This is a genomic window from Candidatus Symbiopectobacterium sp., assembly GCF_020054415.1.
Lineage (GTDB): Bacteria > Pseudomonadota > Gammaproteobacteria > Enterobacterales > Enterobacteriaceae > Symbiopectobacterium.
In genome coordinates, this window is sequence record NZ_JAHWCO010000225.1 from 1 (window position 1) to 4,843 (window position 4,843).

Annotated in this window: 4 protein-coding genes; all 4 read left to right on the top strand. The window is 51.6% G+C overall.

Annotated elements, in window-relative coordinates; genetic code table 11:
* Window positions 1–547: 547 nt before the first annotated feature.
* Window positions 548–1,861: an SLC13 family permease gene (locus QZ506_RS06670; RefSeq protein WP_291969958.1), complete on the top strand. Its 1,314-nt coding sequence runs from the start codon at window positions 548–550 to the stop codon at window positions 1,859–1,861.
* 16 nt (window positions 1,862–1,877) lie between these two features.
* Window positions 1,878–3,023 (top strand): glycerate kinase, encoded by a 1,146-nt coding sequence (locus tag QZ506_RS06675; RefSeq protein ID WP_291969961.1) that lies wholly within the window; start codon window positions 1,878–1,880, stop codon window positions 3,021–3,023.
* Between the two features lie 30 nt (window positions 3,024–3,053).
* Window positions 3,054–4,496: a pyruvate kinase gene (gene pyk / locus QZ506_RS06680; RefSeq protein WP_291969962.1), complete on the top strand. Its 1,443-nt coding sequence runs from the start codon at window positions 3,054–3,056 to the stop codon at window positions 4,494–4,496.
* Window positions 4,497–4,631: 135 nt separating this feature from the next.
* Window positions 4,632–4,843: transposase family protein (locus QZ506_RS06685; protein ID WP_291969963.1), on the top strand; the 212-nt coding region annotated here is incomplete at its 3' end.

The following is a 4,843-nucleotide window of genomic DNA, read 5'->3' on the forward strand; positions in this document are numbered from 1 at the left end:
GAGACCTGATTTTGAAACAACTGTGGTGATCTGCTCCGATGATTACCCAAAAGTTCTATTTATTCAACAAAGCCATTAAAATGCTGATCGCTCCGGGATGCATCACCACGCTCTGGATTTAACATACTGATTTTACGTCAAGGGAATCCGCAGCCTTTATGGCTACGCAGCGTAATATCTATTTATTCAACAAAGCCGATGCTGGGGAAAGGATGACGCCACGATAAGCCGCAGGAATACGCTCCTCCCCTCCCCAGCAATGTGATAAACTTCTCTCTTTCTTGTTCCGCAACACAAAAATATTTATATAAATGCCCAATTTTTTCGTGTTGCAACACATAGTTTATTTTATTGCCAAGTCATAGAATAATTCTCAATCCATAAGAGCATGTGATAAGGAATTATTTATCGATTCTAATCTTTTCCAAAAGAAAACTATTTAGAACGGCATGATTTATTACCACATTAAATAATGCAGATTCCACTAAGAATGTATTTGCATTAGCACCCTATTGTCGAAGACATATAAAATATAAGAGGTCTCATTATGCATACCATAGAACCCTTGGCATGGTACGGGGCGTTGATTGGTCTTTTTATTGCCATTGTGCTAATCCTGAAAAAAATTAATCCGGTGTACTCCTTGTTCCTAGGTGCCATTCTCGGTGCGGTGATCGGCGGTGGCAACCTTGAGCAGACCATCGGGCTGCTGACATCAGGAGCGCAGAGCGTGATGGGCACGGTGATCCGCGTGCTGGCAGCCGGTGTACTGGCCGGCGTGATGATGGAGTCGGGTGCGGCAGAAACTGTCGCACAGGCCATTGTGAGTAAGATGGGGGAGAGCAAAGCGATTTTAGCGCTGGCGCTGGCCACCATGATCATTACCGCAGTGGGCGTATTTATCCCCGTCGCAGTATTAATTGTTGCACCCATTGCGTTATCGGTGGGTAATAAAATGGGGATTTCCAAACTGGCATTATTACTGGCACTTTCCGGCGGCGGTAAAGCCGGTAATATTATATCGCCGAACCCCAATACCATTGCCGCAGCAAACGGTTTTCACCTGAATTTAAGCGATGTAATGATCGCCGGTTTTATTCCAGCCTTATTCGGTTTGATTATTACTGTTGTTGTCGCTTCGATGTTGAAAAATAAAGGGATCATGGTAAGTGGTGAAGAAGCTGCCGCTGCTTATGGCACCCAGAGCGCTAAAAATGACAAAACCTATCCAACGCTGAGTAAGGCTATCGTCGCGCCAGCGGTTGCCGTTATCTTATTGATGATTAACCCGATTGGTTCCATTTTCCACATCAGCGCGCTGACCGCGTTCAAGCTAGATGCGATGTATGTACTGCCGATCGCCGGTATCGTTGGGCTGATTGCCATGGGGCAAAAGCACAAGGTGATTGCCTATACCGCTTCAGGTCTGGAAAAAATGACCGCTACCGTACTGATCCTGATTGGTGCTGGTGCGATTGCGGGCCTGATTGCCGCATCCAATCTGTCGGCTCAGGTGGTGCAACTGATTAACGTCATGGGCATATCCGGCACCTTCCTGGCACCGATCTCCGGTATTTTGATGGCGGCAGCCACGGCTTCCACCTCCACCGGGACCATTCTGGCGACCGGTACCTTCGGTAACGCCATCGCCACTATCGGCATTGCGCCGATTGCCTCTGCGGTCATGGTACACACCGGGGCTACCGTTATCGACTCCTTGCCGCAGGGCAACTATTTCCACGTTACAGCGCAGAGCATGAACATGACCATTAGACAACGTATGGGCTTGCTGCCTTACGAAGCGATTGTCGGCGGTACCATGACCCTCGTCGCTACCGTGCTGTACGGCTTTATTCTTTAGTTTGAGGCAACCCACGATGAAAAAAGAAACGTTTGTATTAGCGCCAGATTCATTTAAAGAGAGCATGACGGCGAAAGAAGTGTGTAACGCGATGGAAAAAGGGTTGCGTAAGGTATTCCCTGAAGCGAATTTCGTGCACGTTCCGATGGCAGACGGCGGTGAAGGCACCACCCAATCGCTGATTGATGCCACCGGAGGCACACTGTATGCGTTGAACGCGACCGGACCGTTGGGAGAAACGGTTAAGGCCAGCTACGGCATCATGGGTAACGGCGAGATTGCCGTGATTGAAATGGCGTCTGCCAGCGGTATTCAATTTGTTAACCGCGACACCAAAAACCCGTTGGTGACCACAACCTACGGCACCGGTGAACTGATCCGCGCCTGCCTGGACAAAGGCATCAAGAAAATCATTCTGGGTATCGGTGGCAGCGCAACCAATGATGGCGGCGCGGGCATGGCAGAAGCGCTGGGCGTGCGTTTTTATGATGAAGCGGGCAATACGCTGCCGCGCGGCTGCGGCGCGCTGGATCGTTTGCACCACATCGATCTTTCCGGTTTGGATAGCCGTCTGGCACAGGTGGATATTCAGGTGGCCTGTGATGTTACCAACCCACTGTGCGGCGAGCAGGGTGCATCAGCGATTTTCGGTCCGCAGAAAGGGGCAACGCCAGAGATGGTTGCACAGTTGGATAACAATCTGGCGCACTACGCGGCGGTGATCCGCAATCAGTTAGGCAAAGAGATTGCCACTGTGCCGGGTGCCGGTGCGGCGGGCGGTTTGGGCGCGGGGCTGATGGCTTTCACCCAGTGCACACTGCGCCGGGGTATTGATATTGTTGTCGAATTCAGTGGGCTGAGTGACAAGCTGGTTGGTGCGGATTTTTGCTTTACTGGTGAAGGGCGTATCGACTACCAAACCAGGTTCGGTAAAACCCCTTACGGCGTTGCCAGAACCGCCAAAGCGCAGGGTGTACCGGTTATTGCAGTATCCGGCTGCGTTGGCGAAGGTGTTGAAGCACTGTATGGCGAAGGTATCGACACCATTTTCGGCATTATTCCACGTGCAGACAATATTGAAGCGCTGCTGAAAGATGGTCCGATTAATATGGAACGTGCGTGCGAGAACATTGGCCGTCTGTTGAAAAAAGCAGCAGCATAATTAAGCGCCAGTAATAAAAAAGGAAAGAATATGACTGAAAATATTCGGCGCACCAAGATTGTTGCTACCCTCGGCCCTGCAACCGATCGTGATAATAACCTGGAAAAAATAATTAGTGCAGGCGCTAACGTAGTCCGTTTTAATTTCTCGCACGGTGCGGCAGACGATCATATTGCTCGTGCGGAACAGGTGCGCGCAATTGCCCAACGCTTGGGTAAGTCAGTGGCTATTCTGGGAGATTTGCAAGGGCCTAAAATTCGGGTATCAACCTTTAAAGAAGGTAAAGTATTTCTGCACGTCGGAGAGACCTTTATTCTGGATGCCCTATTGGAAAAAGGCTTGGGCGATAATACTCAAGTTGGCATCGATTATAAGGCGCTGCCGCGCGATGTGGTGCCGGGTGATATTCTGCTGCTGGATGATGGCCGTATTCAACTGCGTGTCGTGTGCATTGACGGCGAAAAAATCATTACAACTGTCACCGTAGGCGGAACCCTCTCCAATAACAAAGGCGTCAACAAGCTCGGTGGCGGGCTTTCTGCCGAAGCGCTGACGGAAAAAGACAAGGCAGATATTCTGCTGGCAGCCAGAATGAAGGCGGATTTTCTGGCGGTCTCATTTCCACGCACGGGAGACGATTTACGCTATGCGCGTCGTTTGGCGCGCGAAGCGGGCTGTCAGGCGGCCATTGTTGCCAAAGTGGAGCGCGCGGAAACCGTTGCCACGCCAGAAAACATGGATGACATGATTCTGGCTGCGGATGTCATCATGGTAGCGCGTGGCGATTTAGGCGTAGAAATTGGTGATGCCGCGCTGGTGGGCGTCCAGAAGCGTCTGATTCAGCGCTCGCGTCAGTTGAACCGCTTGGTGATCACCGCGACACAAATGATGGAATCGATGATTTCCAGCCCGATGCCGACGCGTGCTGAAGTGATGGACGTCGCCAATGCGGTGCTGGACGGCACCGATGCTGTAATGCTATCGGCTGAAACCGCCGCGGGCTGCTATCCGGCGCAAGCGGTAGCGGCGATGGCGAACGTGTGCCTTGGGGCTGAGAGCAGCCCCAGCATCACCACCTCGAAACACCGCCTTGATGTGCAGTTTACCAATGTCGAAGAGATGGCGGCGATGTCTGCGATGTATGCGGCTAACCATTTGCAGGGCGTTAAAGCCGTGATAGCAATGACGGAGTCGGGCCGTACTGCCCGCATGATGTCTCGTATTAGCTCTCGTTTGCCGATTTATGCGCTATCACGTCATGCCGATACGTTGAATCAGGTTGCGCTGTATCGTGGCGTTACGCCCCTGCCGTTCAATGGCCGTGCCGAAGGGTTGGGCGCGGCGCAGGATGCCATCGCGCTGCTGAAAGCATGCGGCGCGATTGCGACCGGCGACAGCGTAATTTTGACGCAGGGTGACAGCGTCGGACAAATTGGCAGTACTAACACCTGTCGTATTTGCATCGTGGAATAAGCGCGTGATGACCATCGCCGTCTGTTGGCTATGGCGGCGATGTATCGCGTTAATTTCCTGTATCGATATGGGTCTTCCCTTGTTGTGGTGGCTGAAGGCATGATAATGGCGTGTTAAATTGCAGAGGTCACCACCATGGACGAAAAGTCTCTCTACGCTCATATCCTCAACCTGTCTATTCCGTGGCAGGTAAAGTCTCTTTCTCTCGATGAGAATGCCGGTTCTGTTACCGTTACAGTCGGTATCGCTGAAAACACTCAGTTAACCTGTCCAACCTGCGGGAAACACTGTCCTATTCACGATCACCGACATCGTAAATGGCGCCATCTCGATACCTGCCAGTTCGC

Excerpts from the sequence above, each read along its gene's own strand:
- QZ506_RS06670 (WP_291969958.1), top strand. The coding sequence starts at position 548 with ATGCATACCATAGAACCCTTGGCATGGTACGGGGCGTTGATTGGTCTT.
- QZ506_RS06675 (WP_291969961.1), top strand. The coding sequence starts at position 1,878 with ATGAAAAAAGAAACGTTTGTATTAGCGCCAGATTCATTTAAAGAGAGC.
- pyk (WP_291969962.1), top strand. The coding sequence starts at position 3,054 with ATGACTGAAAATATTCGGCGCACCAAGATTGTTGCTACCCTCGGCCCT.